Origin of the sequence: Eggerthella sp. (genome assembly GCF_048329335.1) — a bacterium.
Taxonomy (GTDB): Bacteria; Actinomycetota; Coriobacteriia; order Coriobacteriales; family Eggerthellaceae; genus Eggerthella; species Eggerthella lenta.
The window spans coordinates 1-4,798 of record NZ_DBFEGU010000252.1; the positions used below are offsets into that span (position 1 = coordinate 1).

At 65.0% G+C, this 4,798-nt stretch carries 3 protein-coding genes; all 3 read left to right on the forward strand.

Going from position 1 to position 4,798, the window contains the following annotated elements; all coding sequences use genetic code 11:
• On the forward strand, positions 1 to 297 hold a 297-nt coding region (locus ACMO6A_RS08085; RefSeq protein ID WP_418471062.1), incomplete at its 5' end, for an alpha/beta fold hydrolase.
• A 609-nt stretch (positions 298 to 906) separates the two neighbouring features.
• Positions 907 to 3,690, forward strand: coding sequence for a phosphoenolpyruvate carboxylase (locus tag ACMO6A_RS08090; protein ID WP_418471063.1), 2,784 nt, complete (start codon positions 907 to 909; stop codon positions 3,688 to 3,690).
• A 163-nt stretch (positions 3,691 to 3,853) separates the two neighbouring features.
• Positions 3,854 to 4,693, forward strand: coding sequence for a 1,4-dihydroxy-2-naphthoyl-CoA synthase (menB, locus tag ACMO6A_RS08095; RefSeq protein WP_086414220.1), 840 nt, complete (start codon positions 3,854 to 3,856; stop codon positions 4,691 to 4,693).
• Positions 4,694 to 4,798 lie beyond the last annotated feature (105 nt).

Below are 4,798 nucleotides of genomic sequence, written 5' to 3' on the forward strand. Positions count from 1 at the left end.
CTGCGCGCCGGACGCATGGCGAACGACGCCGAGGCTCTTGCGCGCACGTTCGAGCAAGCCGGCCAGCACGTCATGCCCTCGCGTGCGGAAACGCTCGAAACGCTCGCCGTCCTGCGCGCCGGCGGCACGCCGTTGCTCTACCTGGCGGGCGAGCGCGACGAGAAGTACCGCGTCCTCGCAGCTCAAGCTGCCGAAGCGGGTGCGGTCATGCGCGTCGTTCCCGGCGCGGGCCACAACGCCCACTTGGAAGCCCCCGCCGCGTTCGTCCAGGAAGTATCGCTGTTCCTCGGGGAATGACGAATCCGCATTGGAAAAGGTGGCAAGAAACGTGGAATCCGCGTGGGAACGGCGTTGGAACCGCGCAAGATCGGGAAGGTTTTTCATGGTGATGCGTGCCATGGAAACGTAGAACGGGCTCGCTATACTGAGAAGCACGGATTCGATCCGGCGGCTTGGTGCCTCTCCCTCTCAATATTCTAGACGATTGGAGGTGATGACCATGACCGTTTTGGGGATTGCTTCGTTGGTGATTTTGCTCTTGGAGTTCGCTACCCGCGTCATCGAGCTGTTTCTGGTGATAAGGAGCGCGCTCCTAACCCGTAGGGGAAAGGAGCGCCACAAGTAAACCCAAACCGCCGAAGCGATCCGAGAGCCGTGGGGAGTACACGCTCCCTGCGGCTCGCCCTTATTATACAAAACGGTCCACTATTCGCAAGAAGAGTTTCGGGCCGATTCGCGAGTTGCGCTGGCTGCGAAACGGTTTCGCTCCTCGCCTCTTGTCGAGGTTGCGTTACAGCCTGTCTCTGGTCGTTCCCGAACGAGTATAATGACGCGGCAAGAAACGAACGAGGCGAAATGAGACATTGGCCCGTCCCTTTGTCTCATTTTCCAGGAGCAGGAGGCATCATGGCCGATCTCGAAGGCGGAACAGCCCTTTCCCTCGACCGTCATCTGGGCGCGTCGGACACCGCCGAGGCTATCGAATCCTACACGGAGATCGAGATCCCCGAGAGCCTGCGCGACAACCTCGTGTTGTTCCTCCGCATGGAGCGAAAGGTGCTCAAGGAGTACGATCCGGCCGTCTGCGCTCTCTTCGACCGTCTGTTCAACAGCATGATCAGGGCGAACGAGGGCAACCCGGGCACCGTCGCCGCAGACGAGCCCACCGATGCCCAGGGCATCCCCACGGCCGACACCGAGGGCGCGCGGGCGTTCCGCGAGGCCGTCGAGCTCATCGACGCGTTGCCGGTCGACCAAGCGCAAGTGGTGGTGCGCGCGTTCACGTCGTTCTTCCATCTGGCGAACCTGTCCGAGGAGAACTACCGCGTGGAAACGCTGCGCGAGTTGGAGCGCAACGTGTCGATGGAGTCGGCCGTGGACACATCGAACGAGCTGGTGGTGGCGTACGGCCATCTATTGGACGAGGTGGGCCCCGAACGCACGGCCGAGCTGCTGGGTCGCTTGGAATTCCACCCCGTGTTCACCGCGCACCCCACTGAGGCGCGCCGCAAAGCGGTAGAGGGCAAGATCCGCCGTATCGCCGCGTTGCTGGATGAGCATCCCTACCTGGGCGGATCGGCTCTCCTGGAGAACGAGCGCCACATGCTGCAGGAGATCGACGCGCTCGTGCGCACCTCGCCCACCGAGCTCAAGAAGCCCACGCCCCTGGAAGAGGCCGACACCGTCATCGACATCTTCGACAACACGCTGTTCGATACAGTGCCGCAGGTGTACCGGCGTTTCGACGACTGGGTGCTGGGCGAGGACGCCGGCAGCGTGCCGCCCGTGTGCCCGGCGTTCTTCCGTCCGGGCAGCTGGATCGGGTCGGACCGCGACGGGAACCCGAACGTCACAGCGAAGGTGTCGCGCCGCGTGGCGGCGAAGTACTTCGCGCATATGGTGGCCAAGCTGGCCCAAGAATGCCGCAACATCGGGCGCAACCTCACGCTGGAGTCGCGGTACACCGCGCCCTCGGAAGAGCTTATGAACCTGTGGAGCCATCTCGTGGAGATGAGTGAGACGCTGACGGGACGGGTGGCCGACGACCTGGGCTTCGAGCCGCACCGCGCCGTCATGCTGGTGATGGCCGCACGCCTCGAGGGCACCGTGGCGCGCAACGCCGACATCATGTACCTGTCGCCCGAAGAGCTGCTGGCCGACCTGCGCACGGTGCAGGACTCGCTCGCGCGCGCCGGTGCCGCACGCGCCGCGTACGGGCCCGTGCAAACGCTGATATGGCAGGTTGAGACGTTCGGGTTCCATATGGTGGAAATGGAGTTCCGCCAGCACTCGCTCGTGCACGAACGCGCGCTAGCCGATATCCGCTCCCATGGCGTGCTGGGCAAGCTCGACCCCATGACGCGCGAGGTGCTGGACACGTTCCGCGCCATCGGCGCCATCCAGAAGCGCTACGGGCAGAAGATGGCCCGACGCTACATCGTGTCGTTCACCAAGAGCGCTCGGCACATGGCCGACGTCTACGAGCTGGCAGAGCTCGCATTCTCGCACGCGCAGGACGTGCCCGAGCTGGACGTGATTCCCTTGTTCGAGCAGCTGGAGGACTTGGAGAACTGCGTCACCGTGCTGGACGGGATGCTGCAGCTGCCGGCCGTGCAGCGCCGCCTGGCGCAGACGGGGCGGCGCATGGAGGTCATGCTGGGCTACTCGGACTCTTCGAAGGACGCCGGCCCCGTCACCGCCACGCTCGCCCTGCATTCCGCGCAGGAGCGCATCGCCCGCTGGGCCGAGGAGCGCGGCATCGACGTCGTGCTCATGCACGGTCGCGGCGGCGCGGTGGGCCGCGGGGGCGGGCCGGCGAACCGCGCGGTGCTCGCGCAGCCGAAGGGGTCGGTGAACTGCCGATTCAAGGTGACCGAGCAGGGCGAGGTCATCTTCGCACGTTACGGCAACCGCTCGCTTGCGCTGCGCCATATCGAAAGCGTCGCGGCGGCCACGCTCATGAACTCGGCGCCGTCGGTCGAGCGCGTCAACACCGAGGCATCCGTACGCTTCTCCGATGTGGCCGCGCGTTTGAACGAAGCCGCCTACGAGCGCTATCTGGATCTGCTGCATACCGACGGCTTCGCGCCGTGGTTCTCCACCGTCACGCCTTTGGCCGAAGTGGGCCTGCTGCCCATCGGCAGCCGTCCTGCCAAGCGCGGCTTGGGAGCCCAATCGCTTGACGACCTGCGCACCATCCCGTGGGTGTTCTCGTGGTCGCAGGCGCGCATCAACCTGGCTGCGTGGTACGGCCTGGGTGCGGCGTGCGAACAGGTGGGTGACCTGGAGCTTCTGCAGCGCGCGTATCGCGAATGGCCTCTGTTCGCCACGTTCGTCGACAACGTGGAGATGTCCATCGCCAAAACCGACGCGCGAATTGCGAAGATGTACTTGGCGCTGGGCGACCGCGACGACCTGGCTCAGGCGGTGTTCGACGAGATGCAGCTGACGCGTTCGTGGGCGCTGGCCATCGTGGGAGACGAGTGGCCGCTGCAGCACCGCCGCGTGCTTGGTTGCGCCATCCGCGTGCGCAACCCTTACGTGGACGCGCTCTCGCTTGCCCAAGTGCGCGCGTTGCGCGTGATCCGAAACCGACAGGAAGAGCTTTCGGACGAGGTCAAGACCGAGTATCTAGGGCTCATCCTGGCCACCGTGACCGGGGTTTCCGCCGGCCTGCAGAACACGGGGTAGCGCTCGCTTCAACCATTGGCGAAGCGTACCCGATCTTTCCGGAGAAATTTTGCTTTGAGGTGCGAAAACGCGCGATACGCGCTACTATAGGGAACATCTAGTCGGAGATCCCCTTCTACACACGGCGCAGCCGCTTCGCGCGGCGCGCGACGAAAGGACGGCCATGGGCGACATTGCGTGGCAGGCGGGCAAGGCGTACCGCGAGATCATCTATGAAACAGCAGGCGGCATCGCCAAGATCAGCATCAACCGGCCCGAGCGACGCAATGCGTTCACCCCGCTCACCGTCACCGAGCTGTACGACGCGTTCAGCGAGGCGCGCGACGACGCATCCATCGGCGTCATCATCCTGACCGGCGTCAACCACGGCGGCCGTCACGAGGACGAGGCGTTCTGCTCCGGCGGCGACCAGAAGATCCGCGGCAACGGCGGCTACGTGGGCGAGGACAACATCCCGCGCCTCAACGTGCTGGACCTGCAGCGTCTCATCCGCGTGGTGCCCAAGCCCGTCATCGCCATGGTGAACGGCTACGCCATCGGCGGCGGGCACGTGCTGCACATCCTGTGCGACCTCTCCATCGCGGCCGAAACGGCCAAGTTCGGCCAGACGGGCCCGAAGGTGGGCAGCTTCGACGCCGGCTACGGCGCGGGCTATCTGGCGAACATCGTGGGCCAGAAGAAGGCGCGCGAGATCTGGTACCTCTGCCGCCAGTACACGGCTGCCGAGGCGCTTGAGATGGGCCTGGTCAACAAAGTGGTCCCGTTCGAGGATCTGGAAGCGGAGTGCGTGAGCTGGGCGCAGGAGATGCTGCAGTTCAGTCCCACGGCGCTGCGCTTCATGAAGGCCTCGTTCAACGCGGCGACGGACGGGCTTGCGGGCATCCAGCAGCTCGCCGGCGACGCCACGCTTCTGTACTACACCACCGACGAGGCGAAGGAGGGTCGCGACGCGTTCAAGGAGAAGCGCGCCCCCGACTTCACCCAGTTCCCCAAGTTTCCGTAAGATCGCACGTCTGGCAGGCGGCAACCGAAAGGCAGGAATCCGGCAGCGATGATCGGTGCGTTCGAGAGCACGGTGCGACAGTTCCCGCAGCGCACGTGCTTCACG